Source organism: Rossellomorea sp. RS05 (assembly GCF_039822645.1).
Classification (GTDB): domain Bacteria; phylum Bacillota; class Bacilli; order Bacillales; family Bacillaceae_B; genus Rossellomorea; species Rossellomorea marisflavi_B.
The window spans coordinates 1,036,458-1,054,565 of record NZ_JBDKWY010000001.1; the positions used below are offsets into that span (position 1 = coordinate 1,036,458).

The 18,108-nt window shown below is 47.7% G+C and carries 19 protein-coding genes; 3 read left to right on the forward strand and 16 right to left on the reverse strand.

Annotated elements, in window-relative coordinates:
* Positions 1–24 precede the first annotated feature (24 nt).
* From ABJ225_RS05350 to ABJ225_RS05365, 4 genes are read right to left on the reverse strand one after another with little or no spacing between them, the layout of a single operon-like run.
* The gene (locus tag ABJ225_RS05350) at positions 25–1,509 is read right to left on the reverse strand and encodes a phytoene desaturase family protein (protein ID WP_347318882.1); all 1,485 of its coding nucleotides are present in this window, start codon (positions 1,507–1,509) and stop codon (positions 25–27) included.
* Positions 1,488–2,582 carry a glycosyltransferase family 2 protein gene (locus ABJ225_RS05355; RefSeq protein WP_218246028.1) on the reverse strand — a complete coding sequence of 365 codons (1,095 nt, stop codon included), beginning with the start codon at positions 2,580–2,582 and terminating at the stop codon, positions 1,488–1,490. The genes ABJ225_RS05350 and ABJ225_RS05355 overlap by 22 nt, the downstream gene beginning before the upstream one ends.
* Before the next feature lie 6 nt (positions 2,583–2,588).
* Entirely contained in the window at positions 2,589–3,287 is a 699-nt protein-coding gene (locus ABJ225_RS05360; RefSeq protein ID WP_347318885.1) for a lysophospholipid acyltransferase family protein, read from the reverse strand.
* Positions 3,274–4,050, reverse strand: a complete 777-nt coding sequence (locus tag ABJ225_RS05365) for a carotenoid biosynthesis protein (RefSeq protein WP_218246030.1) — start codon at positions 4,048–4,050, stop codon at positions 3,274–3,276. Before ABJ225_RS05365 ends, ABJ225_RS05360 begins: the two co-directional genes overlap by 14 nt.
* A 99-nt stretch (positions 4,051–4,149) precedes the next feature.
* Between ABJ225_RS05365 and ABJ225_RS05370 the strand changes: the two genes are divergently transcribed.
* Entirely contained in the window at positions 4,150–5,514 is a 1,365-nt protein-coding gene (locus ABJ225_RS05370; protein WP_347318888.1) for an MATE family efflux transporter, read from the forward strand.
* Between the two features lie 54 nt (positions 5,515–5,568).
* On the opposite strand, the gene ABJ225_RS05375 is transcribed toward ABJ225_RS05370, so the two are convergent.
* From ABJ225_RS05375 to ABJ225_RS05385, 3 genes are all read right to left on the reverse strand, one after another.
* Positions 5,569–6,354 carry an SDR family oxidoreductase gene (locus ABJ225_RS05375; protein WP_218246032.1) on the reverse strand — a complete coding sequence of 262 codons (786 nt, stop codon included), beginning with the start codon at positions 6,352–6,354 and terminating at the stop codon, positions 5,569–5,571.
* 134 nt (positions 6,355–6,488) lie between these two features.
* Positions 6,489–7,286 (reverse strand): CAP domain-containing protein, encoded by a 798-nt coding sequence (locus ABJ225_RS05380; protein WP_079516232.1) that lies wholly within the window; start codon positions 7,284–7,286, stop codon positions 6,489–6,491.
* A gap of 323 nt (positions 7,287–7,609) precedes the next feature.
* Entirely contained in the window at positions 7,610–7,873 is a 264-nt protein-coding gene (locus ABJ225_RS05385; RefSeq protein ID WP_079516233.1) for a hypothetical protein, read from the reverse strand.
* A gap of 75 nt (positions 7,874–7,948) precedes the next feature.
* Here ABJ225_RS05385 and ABJ225_RS05390 point away from each other — a divergent pair, with 75 nt between their 5' ends.
* On the forward strand, positions 7,949–8,191 hold the full coding sequence (locus ABJ225_RS05390; RefSeq protein WP_048005792.1) for a hypothetical protein: 243 nt from the start codon (positions 7,949–7,951) through the stop codon (positions 8,189–8,191).
* A 50-nt stretch (positions 8,192–8,241) separates the two neighbouring features.
* Here the strand turns inward: ABJ225_RS05390 and ABJ225_RS05395 are convergent, their stop codons facing one another.
* The 3 genes from ABJ225_RS05395 to ABJ225_RS05405 form a co-directional block, all read right to left on the reverse strand.
* On the reverse strand, positions 8,242–9,843 hold the full coding sequence (locus ABJ225_RS05395) for an MDR family MFS transporter (protein ID WP_347318891.1): 1,602 nt from the start codon (positions 9,841–9,843) through the stop codon (positions 8,242–8,244).
* 99 nt (positions 9,844–9,942) lie between these two features.
* Positions 9,943–10,371 (reverse strand): MarR family winged helix-turn-helix transcriptional regulator, encoded by a 429-nt coding sequence (locus ABJ225_RS05400; RefSeq protein WP_235563523.1) that lies wholly within the window; start codon positions 10,369–10,371, stop codon positions 9,943–9,945.
* An 82-nt stretch (positions 10,372–10,453) separates the two neighbouring features.
* The gene (locus ABJ225_RS05405) at positions 10,454–11,356 is read right to left on the reverse strand and encodes a CobW family GTP-binding protein (RefSeq protein WP_347318894.1); all 903 of its coding nucleotides are present in this window, start codon (positions 11,354–11,356) and stop codon (positions 10,454–10,456) included.
* 210 nt (positions 11,357–11,566) lie between these two features.
* Between ABJ225_RS05405 and ABJ225_RS05410 the strand changes: the two genes are divergently transcribed.
* Positions 11,567–12,280 (forward strand): AlbA family DNA-binding domain-containing protein, encoded by a 714-nt coding sequence (locus ABJ225_RS05410; RefSeq protein ID WP_056535990.1) that lies wholly within the window; start codon positions 11,567–11,569, stop codon positions 12,278–12,280.
* A gap of 41 nt (positions 12,281–12,321) precedes the next feature.
* On the opposite strand, the gene ABJ225_RS05415 is transcribed toward ABJ225_RS05410, so the two are convergent.
* From ABJ225_RS05415 to ABJ225_RS05440, 6 genes are all read right to left on the reverse strand, one after another.
* Positions 12,322–13,725 carry a lmo1851 family serine protease gene (locus ABJ225_RS05415; protein WP_309300053.1) on the reverse strand — a complete coding sequence of 468 codons (1,404 nt, stop codon included), beginning with the start codon at positions 13,723–13,725 and terminating at the stop codon, positions 12,322–12,324.
* A gap of 160 nt (positions 13,726–13,885) precedes the next feature.
* Positions 13,886–14,470, reverse strand: a complete 585-nt coding sequence (locus ABJ225_RS05420; RefSeq protein WP_056535984.1) for a YitT family protein — start codon at positions 14,468–14,470, stop codon at positions 13,886–13,888.
* A 586-nt stretch (positions 14,471–15,056) separates the two neighbouring features.
* The gene (locus tag ABJ225_RS05425) at positions 15,057–15,896 is read right to left on the reverse strand and encodes a M15 family metallopeptidase (RefSeq protein WP_056535981.1); all 840 of its coding nucleotides are present in this window, start codon (positions 15,894–15,896) and stop codon (positions 15,057–15,059) included.
* A 136-nt stretch (positions 15,897–16,032) separates the two neighbouring features.
* Positions 16,033–16,737, reverse strand: coding sequence for a purine-nucleoside phosphorylase (gene deoD / locus ABJ225_RS05430; RefSeq protein WP_053427772.1), 705 nt, complete (start codon positions 16,735–16,737; stop codon positions 16,033–16,035).
* 94 nt (positions 16,738–16,831) lie between these two features.
* Positions 16,832–17,152, reverse strand: coding sequence for a YodL domain-containing protein (locus ABJ225_RS05435; RefSeq protein WP_318341345.1), 321 nt, complete (start codon positions 17,150–17,152; stop codon positions 16,832–16,834).
* Positions 17,153–17,240: 88 nt separating this feature from the next.
* Positions 17,241–18,014 carry a sporulation protein gene (locus tag ABJ225_RS05440; protein WP_347318897.1) on the reverse strand — a complete coding sequence of 258 codons (774 nt, stop codon included), beginning with the start codon at positions 18,012–18,014 and terminating at the stop codon, positions 17,241–17,243.
* Between the last annotated feature and the right edge of the window lie 94 nt (positions 18,015–18,108).

Sequence of the window (18,108 nt, forward strand, 5' to 3'; positions counted from 1 at the left end):
AAAAATTCATGAAGAATACATCATTTATCTCTTTCCATGACGATTAAGGATGAAATCCGCCACGTTTTTGCCACTGATCGTCACCATGGGTGACCCCCCGCCCGGATGGGTCGTCCCACCGACGTAGTAGAGATTGCGTACATCCCTGCTTACATTGGAGGGCCGCAGGAACGCTTCCGTCATCGTATGGGAGGCGATCCCGTACAGGGCTCCCCGGTAAGCAGAGAATTTACCCTTGATGGCATCCGGGGTCATCACCTTCTCGTACTCCAGCTGACTCCGGATGGGAATCCCCTTTTCTTCCAGTGCATCATAGATCCTGTTTTTGTACCTCATGACTTCTTCTTCCGTCAGGCTTACCGCCGGTGCATTGACCAGGATGAACAAATTGCTACCCTTAGTCACACCGGGATCGGTGGCAGCGGAATGGCTGATATAGATGGTGGGATCCTTCGGCAGTCTCTTTTTATAGAAGATGTCGTCGAACTCCTCTTTGTAATCATCCGTGAAGAAAACCTGGTGGTGGTGGATATCGGGCTGGAACTCTCTTAACCCTGCGAGGATCACGAATGCCGAGATGGAAGGTTCGTATGCATCAAGCTTCCGATCGGGAGTGGACGGTCGCTCACGCTCCTCGAGAAGTTCTTTGGTTGCTGTTATGTAATCTCCGTTCACAATCACATAGTCACCCCTCACTTCTTCATCTGAAGAGGTCAGGATGCCTTTCGCTTCGCTTCCCTCGACCAGGATTTTCTGCACCTTCGTGCCGGAGCGGATCACTCCCCCGCGTTCCTTGAAGAATGCAGAGAATCCTTTGGCGATCTCTGTGTTCCCCCCTTGGGTGTAATAGACACCATCATTCATTTCAAGGTGTCCGATCAAGGAAAAGGTCGCAGGACATTGATAAGGGGATGAACCGATGTAGGTCGCGTACCGGTTGAAGACCTTCAGAACATCAGCGTTGCGGAAGAACCGTCTATGGAAATGATCCATCTTTTCAAGTGGCCTCACCCTTGCGAAGTGGGCGGAGAGGGATGGCGATAGATAATCCCTCCATGAATTGAATACACGATAAAAGAAGCCTTTTTCAGCAAGGTCATACAACCTCCTCACTTCCTTCAAATAGGCTTCATACCTCTCCCCTTCTCCGAAAGCAGAGAGTGATTCTTTCATTTCCACAGGGTCCGTTGACTGGAAAAGGATACTTCCGTCCGGAAACACATTCTTTGTATGCTTTGTCAGTTTGGTGAAGCGGAAATAGCGATCCGCATCACCACCGGCGTCATTGATCACTCTTCGAAAAATGTCCGGCATGGTGATGGTGTTAGGTCCGAAATCAAAATGGAAGCCGTTCTCCTCCACCGGCATCATCTTGCCTCCGGTGTGGACATTTTCGTCGATGATCGTCACATCAAACCCTTTGGATTGAAGGGTGATGCCCGCCGATAGGCCGCCAAGTCCGGACCCGATAACGATGATTTTCCCTCTCAATATGATCTTCCTTTCCACTTGTAGGTTTGTTTTCTGATCCGTTTTACCATGGACGCCCACATAATGGCGATCAGGGCCAGACTGGCCAGTGGCATCAGCCAGAAATGATGGGGGGATTGATTGGATGTGCGGTCGATAATGAACGTCTGTGCCCATACCACGATCAGCGGGAGACAGTAGATCTCCTGCAGGCTGATGATCCCGTAGCCGAACAGCGGCAGCGGGAAGAAGTAGAAGGCGAAATAAAACAAGGATGACACCCCAACCATGAAGGGGTTTTGGCCAAGCCCGATATAGATATTCTTCAAGAACCCTTCCCACACTTCACGATTCGTGTCGTACATGTGGCAGACGGCGTCTTCTGTGTTATTGATCAGGGTCGCTTTCCATCCTTTTTTCTTCACCAGCCTGGTGATATGTACATCCTCAAGGAGGGATGATTGAACGACTTGATGCCCGCCGATGCTTTCATAGGCCTCCCGTTTAAAGAACATGAAGGCACCGTGAGCAGCCGTGAAGGCAGGAAACGTTGTATAATTTGCCATGACCAATGGCAGATGGAAGAAGACCAAGAAGTGCTGAAAGGGAACGAGTAGCTTCCCAAGTAGGGGCTTGACCGGAAAACGTGGGAAACCGGTGATCAATCCTGACCGGCGGCGATCCATCTCGGCAAGCACCTTTTCTATGGTATCAGGCGCGATACGGACGTCGGCATCAAGGAAGAACAAATACTCTCCTTTTGCTTCAACGCTTAGTTGATGGCAGGCATGCACCTTCCCGACCCATCCTTCCGGGAGGGGTTTGCCGGCTATGACCTTGAAAAAGGGATCATCACCAATCGACTTCCTCAAGAGCTCTGATGTTTGATCGGTCGAACCATCGTCCAATATGATGACTTCCAAGGATCGATGAGTAAGACATTTCAAATTTCGGATCAGGGATTCCACATTCCGTTCTTCATTGCGCATCGGAATCAACAGGGAAACGAAAGAGTTGGATGGAGGGCCTGCCTTCAGTCGGGGAAGGAATGTCAAGTTGAGGACGGTCAAGATCAAAAATATGATGAGTATGGCAATGTAGATTACAATCAATTCATTCTATCCTTTCCTTTTTAAGAACTGCAGTTTTTCACTGCTTGATGAAAACCCACCGACCCAAGGGGTAAACGAAGAAAGATCCTCCTCCACCACTTCCGATTTCATCCTATCCAGCTGAGTTTCCATCAACGCCCTCAGATGGTCGGTCCTTTCTTTTCGCCCGCCATGAAGGGGTGGGGCATCGTTCAGTCGAATGAACAGCTCCGGGCGCTGGTGGTGACAGAAGGTATAATAGAATGTGACGAGGACCACAGGCACTTCCGGAATTTTTTCCATAAGGTAGCCAGGTCCATTAAAGAAGGTAAGAGGTCGCTTTTCCCAGTGCTCTTCATCCCCTTGGGGAAAGATCCACACCGTTTTATCCTCCTTGAGGCGTTCTTCAGCGTAGCGTAAAGACGCAACCACTTCCCTGGAAGAATCCCGATCCACTGAAAACGCTCCTATTTTCCGGAAGAATTCGTATTCTTCCATCCCTTTGCGGCTCATCATGGCATAGCTGTCCCCTTTCACCACATGCCGGTTCAAATAAAAAACCAATAGCCCGTCCCACCAACTGGAGTGATTCACGAGCATAAGCCCCTGCCCTTTCCTTTGACGATCATCATCCAGCCAGATCCGGTGAAAATGCTTTTTCAATTGAAAGGTTAAATATCCTGACAGGATCCGTTGGAATACCGGACTTTTTTTAGGCTCTATCATAGGATCTCCTCCATATCTTCCTGATGATCAACATGATGACATATACAGTCAGCGTCACGAAAACCGCAAGCCATAGACCTTCCACCATGGAAGTGACCACGAACATCCCGACGACCATACCGTATAACCATCTCATCCTCGGGCTCCAAACCTTTGGGAATGACGTATCTCTCAAAAGGTAGTAGAGGATGAATTGGATCACGAAGGAAACATAGAACCAGCCAAGGAAGTTTTGCGTTGGAATATCATAATAAATGCCATCCCCCTCCCAGATCCAGTACTGTCTGCCTTTGTAGGCAACTGGATCGATGATGAGATCCATCGTGACCGCAAGGATTGAAGTGGCAATGCTGTACAAAAGAGCATTCTTGAAGGTTTTCTTCCCGTTCAACAGCCATTCGAAGTACGCCATACTCGTGAATATGACCATGACCCAAGCGAAGCCGATTGTAACGGGGACTCCGAAAAGTTGGATACCGAAATCTTTTTCATAATGATATGACCCGAAGATCCATCCATAATGGACTCCGAGTGATTCAGCGGCAATGGTCCCGATGATGATGATGGCAGCAAGCCAATAGCCCATCCCCTTTTTAAATACCATGCCACCATACAAGACGGCCAGAAACCCCGAAAGATACAAAAAAACGGCATTGGCCCATTGAAGTGCAGGCGGAAGCCAGTCGAGGGAAACAAGCACGAGCCCGACTCCATACCAAATCAAAAATACGATCCACACCCAATTCTTCCATCTATGTTCCATGGTTTCCCCTCTTTTCAACACTGGATTTTTTCACAGAGCACCCCTATTCTGTGGTACAGTATGATAGTGCATTTCACGCAGATTAAAGGAGACTACGTCATGAATGAAACTTCATCCATCCCTCAAAAAATCAAACAGCTGATGATCATCCTCATCCCCATCCTGGTCACCCAGTTGGCGCTGTTTTCCATGAACTTTTTCGATACGATCATGTCGGGGAAATACTCCCCTTCGGATTTGGCAGGGGTCGCCATCGGATCATCCCTCTGGGTTCCGATCAGCACCGGGTTGACCGGCATCCTTCTTGCGGTGACACCGATCGTTGCCCAGTTGATCGGAGCCAAGGAGAAACGTGACGTCCCTTCCACCGTTCTTCAAGGCGGTTATGCCGCCATCTTCCTGTCCATCCTGGTGTTCGTCATCGGGACACTCGTGATCAGGCCGATCCTGAATGGAATGAATTTGGAATCGGATGTCCGGGACGTGGCATATGCCTATCTTGTTGCCATTTCCATCGGGATCCTTCCCCTCTTCATCTATACGGTTTTCAGGTCATTCATTGATGCACTGGGCATGACCCGTGTGACCATGGTCATTACATTGATGAGCCTGCCGATCAATGTGATCCTAAACTATTTGTTCATCTTCGGTAAGTGGGGATTCCCAGAGTTGGGAGGTGCAGGGGCCGGATATGCCACTGCCATCACCTATTGGGTTATTGCTTTCATTGCCCTCTGGGTCATCCATACGAAGCAGCCCTTCAATGAGTACAGGATATTCAGGGTGATTCCGCTTCCCGATTGGAACAAGCTGAAGGAGCTCTTAACGATGGGGGTTCCCATCGGCCTATCAATCTTTTTTGAGGTCAGCATCTTTTCGGCCGTAACGCTTTTGATGAGCAACTATAGTACGATGGTCATTGCGGCCCATCAGGCAGCCATCAACTTTGCATCTTTCCTGTACATGATCCCCCTCAGCATCTCCATGGCCCTTACCATTGTCGTGGGGTTCGAGACCGGTGCCAAGCGGGTGAAGGATGCGAAGGTGTACAGCTGGATCGGGGTTACCTTTGCCCTGATCCTTGCCCTTATTTACGGCGCACTGCTCCTTGCCTTCAAGTCTGATGTTGCCTTTTTATATACCGATGATCTCCATGTGCGGGAACTGATCGGCCATTTCCTCCTCTATGCTGTGTTCTTCCAGCTTTCAGATGCGGTTCAGGCCCCCGTCCAAGGGGCATTGAGAGGGTACAAGGACGTCAATATCACCTTTGTGATGGCACTGATATCCTATTGGGTGATCGGCCTCCCCCTTGGTTATGTACTCGCCAATTATACGTCGTGGGGACCGTATGGGTATTGGCTCGGTCTTACATCGGGACTCACCGCCGGAGCCATCACGCTTTCCATCCGCCTGATTGCCATTCAGCGCAGGTCGATGAAAACAGCACGTCCCGTTCAGTGACATGTCTGCAGAATAGATGATGGGAGATGAGCGAATAGGCTCATCTCCCTTTTTTTATAATCCTTCCTGATGAAAGACTTTCCCCAGCACGTCTTTCCCCCCTGTCACAGGGATGACCGAGCCGGTAATGAAGTCGGAGTCCTCCCTACACAGGAAGGCAATGACACGGGATAGGTCTTCACCCGTGCCCGGGCGGCCGACGGGTGTCGATCCATCCGATTCTCCCCGAGCATCACTGATTGGCCGTTCCTTCCATTCGGGCACGATGTCTCCGGGACAAACCATATTCACCGTGATACCGTTGGCAGCTTCCTCCATTGCCAGGGTCCTCGTGAAGGATGCAAGCCCTGCTTTGGCCGCTGCAAAAGCAGATCGGTAGATCCATCCGGGGGCCGTCTCTACGCGGTCGTATCCAAAAGTGACGATCCTTCCCCATTTTTTTCCCCGCATATGCGGGATCAGGAGTCTGGACAGGTAAAACACCGCATTGAGGTTGCCGGCGATGATATAATTCCATTCACCCGGACTGTATTCATCGAATGTCTTTCGATCTTTGACGAAAGGGCCCGCGTTATGGATCAGGATATCGACTCCCTCCACCTCACGTGATAGTTCCTCCACCATCCGAGAACAGTCCGCCTCGTCCGCGATGTCCCCTTTGACAGAAAAGACCCTGTTTCCATATGTATCATGAAGCAGTTTCGTTAGCTCCTGCACTTCTTCCTCATGTTTTCGATAATTGAGTATGACGGTATGTCCTTTTCGGGAAAATTCTTCTGCTGTCTTCTTTCCGATTCCCTTCGAACCACCTGTGATGAACACTACTTTTTCTTTCCTCAAGCTAGATCCACTCCACGTCTTACTTTATACCTTAATAGTATGGACCATAGGAACGAAATGCAAATGTAAGCTCTTTTTTTATCCGCAATAAAAAACGCCCGGGTGCTATACCCGAGCGTTCCTACGTCAATCGATTATTTGCTGATGAATTGTTGTGTCCAGTAGTTACCTTCTTCAACATAGCCCACACCGATGTGTGTATAGTCTGAACTCATGATGTTCTTGCGATGTCCTTCACTATTCATCCATGCTTGAACGACTTCTTCAGGAGTCTGCTGCCCCTGGGCGATGTTTTCACCGGCCGCTTTGTATTGGATTCCGAATTGCTTCATCATGTCGAATGGAGATCCGTAAGTCGGGCTGTTGTGATCGAAGTAGTTGTTCTTTTGCATATCTTTTGACTTTTCCTTCGCAACCTTGCTCAACTCGGCATCCACTTTCAAAGCAGGAAGTCCTTGTTTCGCACGCTCTTGGTTTGTCAATTCCACTACTTTTTGCTCATATTGGCTTAATTGGCCGCTCTCATCAGAGGCTTTTTGCTCAGATTGCTTTGGCTGGTCCTGCTTTGCAGGTGCTTGTTGCTGCTGAGCTTTTGGCGCTTCTGCTTTTGGTGCTTGAGCTTGAGGAGCTTCTGCTTGAGGAGCTTCTGCTTTAGGCGCCTCTGCTTTTGGTGCTTCCTGTTGTTTTTCAGGTGCCGGAATGCTTCCGTTCATGCAATCCTGTACGTTGATGGCTTTTCCATCCATTTGATATTTTGAAAGGATATCTTGCATCCATTTATTTAAATCTTCTTGATTAGCAAACTGTTGCGCATTCACGTTTGTATATACTTTAGCCTGATCCAACCCAGCGGCGTCTGCTTTGCCTCCGGCGAATGGTGCTGCAAGGAATGTAAATGCTGTTGCTGTCGTGATAACCAACTTCTTGTTCATAAGTGTGTGTGCCTCCTTAATGAATGTGTTTTCTTGGTGCAAAAACATCATACCATCAAGTTTTTGTTACATTTACGGGAGATGTTGGCAGCTCTACGATAATTGTTGGATATTGAAAGACAATTCCTCTCTAGTACTTTAGTAATCACTGAAACTAAAGGGCATAAAGACTCACCGAAGGGTTTGCTTTCATTTCCAACACAAGAAATTCATCTCTCCCGCACCTAATAATTACCTGAACAAGAAGATTGACAACTTTATGAACGACTTGAATATGTGACATTTGTTACAGTTTTTTTTCAATGATTTCTATATGAAGCAGCTCAAATCAACTCTGACATGACTTCTACGTGGCAATGGATCAGCATGACTTTCTCTTCCGCTGAAAGAGAGGAATCGCTTATCCGTTTGGTGGCGAGATAGAACTTGTCCAGGGGCCCCTTTCTGACCCGTGGGTGGCTGAACTCATCCTGCAGCTCCCGTTTGATTGCTTCATGGAGGACAACCAGGGGTTCCCTGCCCCCAAGTTCAAGCAGGCGGCCTTTGTAAATGTTTTTATACGCTTCTAGAAGTTCCGGGGATGTCATCATTTGCTCTCCTTTTTACATATTATCTGACTTGTCCAGGCACACTATCCATAAAACCCGAAAGGTGGAATCTCGATGTCGACACCATACCGTTGTCCGAGTTGTAAAACAAATCGTACCCGTTTCAACATTATACAGCAGCTCTCACAGAGTGTTAAACTGGACCCCGCTTCCGGAGAAGTGGTGCAACAATACGAAAGTGGTCAATTGGAACCCTTTCACCTCGCCTATAATGGACCGGATAAAAAGATTCAATGCGCTGCATGCGGTCTTGTGGAAGACGAAATGACCTTCAAAAAGTTCGGGGAGTCCCACTGAGATTGAGCCATGAATAGAAAAGCTGACCCTTTACAGGATCAGCTTTTTTGTTATTCATTAACAGCTTTTTTTGGTTCGTTTTCTTCCTTATTGCTCATCCGCAAAGGAATCTCTTTAATGAAGAAGGTCAACAGGAATCCCACAAAGAGAATGATCGCTCCGATCAGGAAGACGTTGGTCAATGCGTAGCTCAGAGCTTCCCTTATTCCTGTGATGATTGTATCGAACACACCGCTCAGTTCTGCCGGAAGCGTCTTTTCGATTTCTTTGAGCTTGTCGGCATTCATGATCAATTGGGGATCTTGGAGTTTTTCGAGCCCCTTTGCAGCTTCCGTGTTCGATAGAAGTGGCGATTCTTTGACAGCACCCATCTGCTCACTCATCTTATTCGCCATGGACTGGTTCATTACGGTTCCCATGATGGCCACCCCGATTGTTCCGCCAATTTGCCGGAAAAGCTGTGTGGCTGCCGTTGCGACTCCAAGGAACTGGTGGGCCACGGCGTTCTGTACTGTCAGGGTGAAGACCGGGAAGCTAAGACCTAGTCCGGTGCCGACGATAATGATATTGATCAGTGCCCTGGCATTCGTCGTGTCAGTGTCCATGAATGACAGAAGGACCATACCGCTGCTCATCACAAAAAGTCCGATAAGGGCCAGGAACTTGTATCGCCCCGTTTTGGTGATGATCTGACCGCCGATGGCACTTGCGAGCACCATGCTTAGGGTCATGGGCATCATGACGATTCCAGACTTGGTGGCGGATGTACCCATTACCCCCTGTATGAAGAAGGGCATATACATGATGGCGCCAAACATACCGGCACCCAGGATGAAACCGATCATATTCGACAGAGTGAAAATACGGTTTTTAAACAATCCAAGAGGCAATACCGGATTCGACGCATTCTTCTCGGTGACGATGAAAAGGATCAGTGCGATGACGGCACCACCAAGGAGACTGAGGATTTGAACAGACAGCCAGTCGTAGTCATTTCCTCCCCAGGTGAAAGCAAGAAGAAGCGGGATGATGGTGAGGGTCAGCATGATGGAGCCCAGATAATCCACCTTCTGCCCTGTTTTCGCCGTCTGGGATGGAAACATCTTGTAGATCATGCCGAAAGCAATGAAACCTACAGGCAGGAACACCCAGAATACCCAGTGCCAGTTGGCATTATCGACGATCCAGCCTCCAAGGGTAGGCCCGAAGACGCTAGCAAGACCGAAGACCGAACTCATGAGTCCCTGCCATTTGCCGCGCTCTCTCGGAGGGAACAGATCCCCGACAGCAGTGAAGGCCGTTGACATGATCATGCCGGCTCCGAAGCCCTGGATGCCCCGGAATACGATCAGCTGAAAAATGGATCCCGATAAGCCATTAAGGAAGGATCCGACCATGAATACCCCGATTCCAAGAAGGATAAATGGTTTACGTCCGTACATATCCGACAGTTTCCCTACCAAGATCGCCGTGACTGAGCTGGTGAGCATGAAGATGGTGAATACCCAGCTATAATAATCCATTCCACCGATTTCTGAAATGATCCGTGGAAGCGCCGTACCGACGATGGTCTGATTCAATGCGGCAAAAAGCATAGCCGACATGATGGCGATCATGATCATCACTTTCTTTTTATGTTCTAAGTGTTCCAATTCATTCCCCTCCTATACCATTCGGTTGTGAAATAATTCAATAAGTGAAGTAATGGGCGAAAAAGGAGGGGCGACCGGATCCTTCCGGTCATCCCCTTCTTACGAATGACGTTTTGGGTGACTTAACAGCTTTTCAAAGAGGTGCGTGAAGATACGGATTTCCTCCTCATCGAACGAGTGGAACAGATCCTGGAAATACTCTGTCTTCCTCTCTTCACATTTTGCGAGTACTTCCTCTCCGCTTTTGGTGATCTGCAGCTCTACTACCCGTCGATCTTCATTTGATCTCTGTCTTGTAATATGTGATTTTTCCACGAGGGCATCGGTTATGGACGTGATGTGGCTCGCTGAAACTTCCATCCTCTTTGATATTTCCGAGGACTTCAATGCCCCGTTCTCACGGATGAGCTGAAGGACACGGAATTCCCCATTGGATAAATATTGACCGAAGATGTTCCGTACATCTGCCTTCATCATTCGGAATACGGATACGAATAATCGCTCTAACTCAAATAAGTCTTTCCCCAATTCTAATCGACCTTTCCTACGGTTATTGAATAATTCAGTACGTTAATCATTAAATCATAGACCTTTTCCCGCTTCTTGTCAATCATCCTTCCAGACTTTTAAGGGAGGAGATGATCCGTTCTCGATCCATCCCTTCGCCGATGACAACAAAATTGGTCGGATAGTTCATGTCCCCAGGCATGTATAGGGGCATGCCATACGAGTATTGGAAGAGCGTCGGATGCTTCCTTCCCTGTAATGGGATATAACCTTTCATCCGATAGATGGACTCTTGATGAGCATGGACCCATTGTTCAAAGTCTTCACCGCTCACTTCCGCTTCAAACGTATGGACGATCGCCTGCAGCGTCAAGGTATGGCCTTGTCCACCTTCATAACGATCCTTCTTCGTCATCGACGTAATGGCCTCTACAGGTACTTTCGAATGACTGGTTAAATAAATGGACGCACCGGAATTCAGTTGTTGGAGTTCATATGCAAACGTTCCCTGCTCCACTTCAGTCAAAAGGTCCACTTTATTGGCAACAAGGAAACTTGCATGTCGGATCTGTTCCCTCATAAGGTGAAGGACAGAGGGGCTGAAACTCCCTCGCTCTTTCCATTGAAGACCGTCGACAACGGTGAGTATGCCCTTGAAATGGAAACGATCTGCAAACAGTGGGGATAGAATCGAGTCGACCACTTCTACAGGATGAGCGGCTCCCGTCGTTTCAATGACCAATGCCCCGAAGTCTTCTTTAATCAGAAGATCTTGAAGCTGGGATTCGAGTTTATCTGATAGGGTGCAGCAGATGCAGCCGTCAAGCATCTCCCTCAAGGCCGTATCTTCATCCACTTGATCGCTGTCGATCGACACACTTCCAAGCTCATTCATCAGGACCGCGGGTTTAGTCCCGTCTGCTTTCAGCGATTCCAGCAACCCTTTCAGCAAGGTTGTCTTTCCGCTTCCTAGGAAGCCCGATAAGATGTATACATCTTTCTTCATGAACACGTTCCTCTTTTCTTTTTTCACCGGACCAGTAAATGATCAATTGTTGCTTCGGCTATACGGTGATATTCTCTCTGTACCATTTTAGTCAATTCAGGACGTTATGACAATGAAAGCAATCTCCCCTGAATTTACGGATACAGCCATAAAGGTCGACCTGTCGCATAAAATGTAGGAATAGACCAAAGGAAAAGAGGTCGAATCCCATTGTTTCATGACAAGATTGTACCGCAGACATTGAAGGAATTCTTGATCAGCCCCTCCAGAGAGAGCCTGAAAGAATTGCTGTTGAATAATACGGGTGAATCAGATTATGTTGATTTTAAATCGAGCTGGGTCGAATGGACCAAGCTTGCCAAGCATATCCTTGCCATCTCCAATTCAGGAGGAGGTTGTCTGATACTTGGTGTCAGACAGGAAGACGACGGCAGTCTCACATTGAGAGGGCTGACAGATGAAGACTTTTATGATAAAGCCGATGTGGATAATAAACTCCAACATCTTCTGCCGAGCTATCTTACGTATCGGACGGAAGATTATCTTTTTCAAAGCGAAGTCGATCCTCTGTTGCACTCAAAGCGCTTTCAAGCCCTGATCATCGAATATGACCCCAGGTATGTCCCCTTTACTTCGGTCGTCACAAAAGGAGAGCTCAGGGACGGGGCCATCTATGTGAGACAGGGGACCAAAACCATCGAAGCCGGGAATGAGCACCTTGTAGAGATCATTATGAAGAAAGTCCATTTAAACGGTTATGAAAGGAGTATGAAGTCCCTTGAAGAACACCTCTCAGATTTAAGGACGTTGCTCAAGGAGTTCCATACCTCCCCGGATGATCGATATCGACAGTACGTAGAAGAATGGATCATGAGAAAAAAACAAAGGATCGAAAAGGTGCTCGGTCTCGATACGTTTCCATAATAAAAAAGATGCCCCGGTGCGTTACCGGGGCATCTTCATGATCAATTCTTTTTATTGAGCTGTTCCACTGCCTTTTTGAACTGTGGATCGTTTTTCTGCAGTTTTTCCCTCAAGCTATCCATCAACTGGATGATGGTGTCAGAATCCAGCTTTCCGGTAACCTTCAGCTTTTTGCTTTCTTGGAACTTCTCCACTGCCTTCGTTGTGTCTTCGTCGAAATATCCATCAACGTTACCAGGGTTGAAGTCAAGGGCATTCAGCATCTGTTCCGCTGTCTTCACTTGATCGGAAAGGTCGGATTCTTTCAGTTCTTTGTCCGGATTCAAGTATGGCAATTCTGCATAATCCGGCATTTTCACTTCCACGGTCGGCTTGATTCCCTTCTCATGGATCCAGTTGCCTTCCGGTGTCAGCCACTTGGCCGTCGTGAATTTCATGTTGGAACCGTCCTTGAACTCTTCAGCGGTCTGTACGGTTCCTTTCCCGAAGGTCTTCGTTCCAATCAATGGGATGTCATTTGATTCACTCACGGCAGCCGCAAGGATCTCGGCCGCACTGGCACTGCCTCCATCGACGAGGACGGCTGTAGGGATATCGATTTTATCCCCTCCTTCAGCAACATATTTCTCAACCTTGCCGTTACTGTCCTCAACTTGGAACATCACTTCCCCTTCAGGTACGAAGAGATTCGAGATCTTGATGGCCTGATCTAAAAGGCCACCCGGGTTCTGCCTCAAATCAATGACAAGCTTTTTCATACCCTTGTCATTCATTTCGTTCAATGCTTCAGTCAGTTCCTTGTACGTATGCTCGGAGAATGACGTAATCTGGATTTTCGCGACCCCATCTTTTTTCATTTCTGCATACACAGTCTCGATCGGAATCTCATCACGGGTGATGGTCACTTCCATCGATTTGTCCTGACCGGGCCGCTGCACGGTTAGGGTGACTTTGGAGCCTTTTTCCCCTCTGATCAACAGAACGGCTTCCGATACCGACATCCCTTGGATGCTTTTGTCGTCGACCTTCAGGATCTTATCGTTCGGTTTGAGTCCAGCCGATTCGGCGGGTGACCCTTTAATCGGGGAAACGATGGCGATATAGCCGTCTTTCTCCTGGATTTCAGCTCCGATTCCTTCAAAGGAAGATGAAATGCTTTCATCGAATTTCTTCGCTTCATCTTTATCCATGTAATCGGAATACGGATCTCCCACGCTTTCGATCATGCCGTTGATCGCCCCGTCGATAAGCGTATCTTTATCAAGGTCTTTGTAATAATTGTCGTTCAGTTTGTCATAAGCTTCGTATAGCTTCGTGAATTCCGATCGATCGGTCACTCCGACATTCACGGCTTTTTCATCACCGAAGGCCAGGGCAAAGGTGGTGATTCCTGCTGTGGCGAATACGAGGATGAAAATCAGCATGACGAATTTGAATTTCTTCATTTTAATAACATTCGATTCTTGCTGGGGTGATTGATCTGTCTTGTCCTGTTCCAATGCTTCCACCACTTTCATTGCTATGTATCATAGTGTTTTAGACTGATCATGGAGCCCAAAAGGCATCATGAGATTATAACCTCTTCATTCTATCAGCTTTTATACGTTAGCGAAAGGAAAATCCATCATTATGGGTAGGATATGCCAAAAGCGTCGTAAAAAAACCGACTGTACTTATGGCGACCAGCGAATAAAGGAATGCTTCCCCTCCAATGACTGAGAGACCGGCCAAAAGAACAAGGCTGTCAAAAAGGAAAATGACCTTCCCGGGATTGAATCCAAATCCCCTTCCGAGGAGCTGTGCCAGCAAGTCGCTTCCTCCTGTCGCAGCCCCCACCCTCAACATCAATCCGATCCCGATCCCTACTGTTGCACCACCCAGTAAAGCGCATGCTAAGGGTGCCAAGTACACACGGTCGCTCAAAGGGTGAAGCCAGTCGATCATAAGGGAGGAAATCCATAGCCCATGGACACTTCGGTAAAACAAGCTGCGATCCTTATAAAAGGCGATTGCATAGAGGGGAACGCTCAGGACGATGATCGTCAATCCCGGAGGAAGACCAAACCAATAGTATGTCAGGAGCCCGATCCCGATCATACCTCCATCGAGGAAATGATGGGGCACGAAGAACATATTGATACCGGAAGCCACAAGCAGACTGCCGATTGTGATGGAGACACCCGATTTCATACTTGCTCCCCCCTTGTCCTACTTGCTACCCCTAGTCTATGTAGGTGAGCCTGGATTCAGACATAAAGAAAGAAGTTGGGATAAAATCCATGCAATGGCGAATCCGATCCGTATAGGTTCTTAATACCACTCATGATTTCTGTGCAAGACTTCGTTTTCCGCAGGTAGTCCGTGCTCCTTCTCACATCAGCAACTCTTCCCGCAGGAGCTCTACTCCTTGCACTCCGATCAACCACTTGGGACAATCATTGTTCATGGAACAAATGAAAAAGAGTATGGTACAAAACTAAAAAGGCCCCTTTAATGCCGAACACGATCAGTATAGGGTCTTAATACCGCTCATAATCTCCGTGCAAGACTTCGCTTTCCGCGGGTAGTCCGTGAGCCTCCTCGGGACGCCTCCGGGGTCTCACATCAGCTACTCTTCCCGCAGGAGTCTTCGTCTTGCACTCCGATCAACCGCTGGAACCGATGAAATTTGAATGTTCATTAAACGAATTAAAAACCCGAATCATTTGCTTTATCGTAGGCAAATGATTCGGGTTATACTATGACGAAAACATGTTCGTTCGAGCCCTTTAGATCATCATATTTCTTTCACATGATCAAAATATTCTTCAAGCGTCCAATCCTTATCATAGATGACCTTGGCTGCTTCTTTTCCGACGTAGCGGAAGTGCCATGGTTCATATTGATATTTTGTGATTTCTTCTTTGTCTTCAGGATAGCGGAGGATGAATCCATACTCGTGGGCATGCTCGGCAAGCCATTTCCCTTCCTTGGTTTCCCCGAAAGGAATATCGATCTGGAATTGATGGCTCTGACTTGAAATATCCATGGCCAAGCCCGATTGGTGCTCACTGTTTCCAGGAGGCGCGACTGCCATGACGGCTTTTTCATCTCCATATTGTTCCTTCTCTCTTTCGAGAAGCATTTTTTGATAATCATATGACCTGTATCCGGAAATAGCAGTCAGATAGAGATTGTCCTTTTTGGCACCGGCGAACATGTCTTCAAGATGTTCTGCCGCTTCCTTACGCATATGGGCTTTTTCCAAGTCCTCTTCGCCGAAAACGAATGGTACGTCCGGACGTACGAGATCATCCGGTTTGTATTCACCCAGTCCATAGTCCTTATTGACCATGGCGAGGATGTTGGAAGGGTTTTGAATGATGGCATGTCCATCCACTTCCTTGATGTCGTTGAAGAACCTGGCATCCAACTGAAGCTCAGGTGGTGTGGTTTCTTCGGGTGCGGAGGCATTTCCTTTTTCATCCGCAGGTGTTTGTTCAGGTTTTTTTTCGTCTTGTTGTTTTTCTTCTGTCTGATCTTTTTTACCTGTAAGATCATTAGACCAGTCCTTGACTTGCTGACATCCTGAAAGCAGGACGAGGGATGCAGCAGAGACCATGATGATCTTTTTCATACTTTCACCTAGTTTCTATTTTGATTGCATTTAACATATTACCATTAATTTTTGATTCTGTAAGCAGGAGAAACTTCACAAAATAAAGACTGCGCTTCCCCAAGTTTTGGGAAAACGCAGTCTATTCAGCATGAAGTTACGCCTTGATGGCCGCTTCAAGTGCCACTTCGATCATATCGTTGAAGGTAGTCTGTCTCTCTTCTGCAGATGTTTCTTCGCCCGTGATGATGTGATCACTCACAGTCAGGACGCTCAATGCATTCCGGCCGTATTTGGCAGCCAGTGTGTAAAGGGCACTTGTCTCCATTTCAATGGCAAGGATACCGTACTGTGCCCACTTCTCATGTTCTGCATTGTCGTTGTAGAACATGTCAGCGGTGAAGACATTCCCTACCTTCAGGCTCAATCCTTTTTCAGTCCCGCTGTCGTAAGCACGTTTGAGAAGGTCAAAGTTTGCCGTCGGGGCATAGTCGATACCGTTGAATGTCAGCTTGTTCATCTGGGAATCGGTAGAAGATGTCATGGCGAGGATGACATCCCTGACCTTCACATCTTTCTGGATCGCACCGCATGTCCCGACCCGGATGAGGTTCTGCACATTGTAGCTTTGCATCAATTCATTGATATAGATGGAGATCGACGGGACACCCATACCTGTTCCCTGGACCGAAATCCGTTGTCCTTTGTATGTTCCCGTATAACCGAACATATTGCGGACTTCATTGTAGCAGACAGGATTGTCCAGGAACGTCTCCGCTATATATTTCGCCCTTAGGGGATCACCCGGTAAAAGGACCGTTTCTGCAATTTCGTTTTCTTTCGCACCAATATGTACACTCACCATTCATTCCTCCTGATTGTAGGTCTATGAACCTCCATTGTAATCCTTTTCAACAATCGTGACAATGGGGGAGGGAAAAATGGTGAATGGGATATTACTGTAAGATGACCCTGTTCACCTGGGCCCAGCCATCGGATTGGAGACGATAATAGAAATGCCCCTTCCTTCCCTCATCGATGAAGACAATGTCTTTCGAAGTCAGGTATCGGCCGTTGAAATCCTTCGGCATCAGGTCGGCCACATTGAACATGCGGAATGTTCGATAAAGGGCATCTGCATGATCCTCTGCTTCAATGGATAATCGATACACGTTTCGATAACCCTTATCTTCCCCGTAGGATGGCGTTTGGAAGATGGTCATATCATAGGTCGTACGGAATCGCTTCGGACGCTTCATTCTATCAAGAGTCAGCATGGTCATCCCTCCAAAAGATCTTTTCAGATGTATTAGACAAATGCGCTGTCGAATCCTTCATCGACTGGTGGGAACCTTTGTCGAAACTTTACGAGCAGACGCGGTCGATGGCTTTTTGGATGATCCGTTTAAGGTCGGGTGCATCGGAGGCATCCACGTTGAGTGTGACGATCGACTCGTCCATGTCAAGTGCTTCTGCTAAGAACCCACCAAGCCCCCTTGCCCTGCGGTCCACTTCAAGTAGAATTTCCACCCTATCCTTGGACTGCTCATTGAATATGACCTCCAGTTCATCCAGTTTTCCTGCATAAGGCCCCGACATGGGCACGAATTCAAACTCCTGGATGAATGGAAAATGCCTTCGAAGACGCTTTGGTGCCTGTTCACACTCCACTTTCCGCGTTCTGAATCCGAGCTCCTGGATAGCGGAGAGGACCGATTCTTTCAAGGGGTGAGGGGCGATTTCGATATAATCCTTATCTTTTGGATCTATGGAATTCTTGATATCCATACCCGTGGATACCCATACTTTTGTATTCCCATAGGTGACGGGTGTTTCATAGGACAAATCAAACGCGAATGGAATCTCTTTTCTCTCATTCTCTTTGATGATGAACGGTTCTGCCACCTCGATTTTCTGGATGATCGCCTGATCGGTGAATTTCTTATCATCAGATTCACGGATATACGTGGTGTGCAGGGTGAGATAGATGGCATCGACCTCCTGTTGAGTACTGCCTCCCTTGATCCCGATCATGCCTTGTATCCTCTCTCCGGCCACATAATGTGATTTCTCCAGTACTGTATCCACCGTAGCTGCCCCGATACCGATTGTAGCGAGGACTTTATTAAAAAATGACATGTTGTTTCCCCCTCCGTAAATAGTTACTGACTTCCTTTAAGATGTTTCTCTCCTCTCGTCCCGTAATCCTTCTTTTGACGTGCAGATGGACCAG

Bases quoted from the DNA above. Each gene is read 5' to 3' on its own strand.
- ABJ225_RS05370 (WP_347318888.1), top strand. From the start codon at position 4,150: ATGAATGAAACTTCATCCATCCCTCAAAAAATCAAACAGCTGATGATC.
- ABJ225_RS05380 (WP_079516232.1), bottom strand. From the start codon at position 7,286: ATGAACAAGAAGTTGGTTATCACGACAGCAACAGCATTTACATTCCTT.
- ABJ225_RS05360 (WP_347318885.1), bottom strand. From the start codon at position 3,287: ATGATAGAGCCTAAAAAAAGTCCGGTATTCCAACGGATCCTGTCAGGA.
- ABJ225_RS05415 (WP_309300053.1), bottom strand. From the start codon at position 13,725: ATGAAGAAATTCAAATTCGTCATGCTGATTTTCATCCTCGTATTCGCC.
- ABJ225_RS05420 (WP_056535984.1), bottom strand. From the start codon at position 14,470: ATGAAATCGGGTGTCTCCATCACAATCGGCAGTCTGCTTGTGGCTTCC.
- ABJ225_RS05425 (WP_056535981.1), bottom strand. From the start codon at position 15,896: ATGAAAAAGATCATCATGGTCTCTGCTGCATCCCTCGTCCTGCTTTCA.
- ABJ225_RS05435 (WP_318341345.1), bottom strand. From the start codon at position 17,152: ATGCTGACTCTTGATAGAATGAAGCGTCCGAAGCGATTCCGTACGACC.
- ABJ225_RS05385 (WP_079516233.1), bottom strand. From the start codon at position 7,873: ATGACATCCCCGGAACTTCTAGAAGCGTATAAAAACATTTACAAAGGC.
- ABJ225_RS05405 (WP_347318894.1), bottom strand. From the start codon at position 11,356: ATGAAGAAAGATGTATACATCTTATCGGGCTTCCTAGGAAGCGGAAAG.
- ABJ225_RS05365 (WP_218246030.1), bottom strand. From the start codon at position 4,050: ATGGAACATAGATGGAAGAATTGGGTGTGGATCGTATTTTTGATTTGG.
- ABJ225_RS05440 (WP_347318897.1), bottom strand. From the start codon at position 18,014: ATGTCATTTTTTAATAAAGTCCTCGCTACAATCGGTATCGGGGCAGCT.
- ABJ225_RS05390 (WP_048005792.1), top strand. From the start codon at position 7,949: ATGTCGACACCATACCGTTGTCCGAGTTGTAAAACAAATCGTACCCGT.